Annotated in this window: 1 protein-coding gene; it reads left to right on the top strand. The window is 49.2% G+C overall.

Annotated features, from left to right (window positions below; genetic code table 11):
* On the top strand, window positions 1-522 hold a 522-nt coding region (locus IE055_RS17770; protein WP_189403041.1), incomplete at both ends, for an IS3 family transposase.

Raw genomic sequence — 522 nt, 5'->3', positions numbered from 1 at the left:
AAACATGTACGCTGGAAAGCCGCACACTCTGATTCCAAACACGCTAGATCGTGAGTTTGAGGTTGAGCACCCGAATCAATGGTGGGTCAGCGATATTACCTACATCAAAACCTACGAGGGCTTCTTGTTTGTCGCTGTCGTGATGGACTTATACGCTCGCAACATTGTGGGCTGGTCAATGAGTTCGCGCATGACCGATGATCTTGTACTGAGTGCGCTGACAATGGCTTATTGGCGGCGCAAGCCCGCCAATAAGGTGATGCTTCACTCAGATCAAGGCGCACAATATACCAGCCGTGATTGTCAGAAGTTACTCAAGACACTCAATATTGAACCCAGCATGAGTCGACGAGGAAACTGTTGGGACAACGCAGTGGCCGAAAGCTTCTTCTCGAACTTAAAGAAGGAAAAAATCCGCCGTACGATATACAAAACCCGTGACGATGCACGGGCGGCTGTGTTTAACTACATCGAGATGTTCTACAACCCAAAGCGTCGGCACACACATAACGATCGAGTGCC

Source organism: Arenicella chitinivorans, from assembly GCF_014651515.1.
Classification (GTDB): Bacteria; Pseudomonadota; Gammaproteobacteria; order Arenicellales; family Arenicellaceae; genus Arenicella; species Arenicella chitinivorans.
The sequence above is the reverse complement of the archived record's forward strand: the minus strand, read 5'-3'. Positions and strand labels throughout refer to the sequence as shown.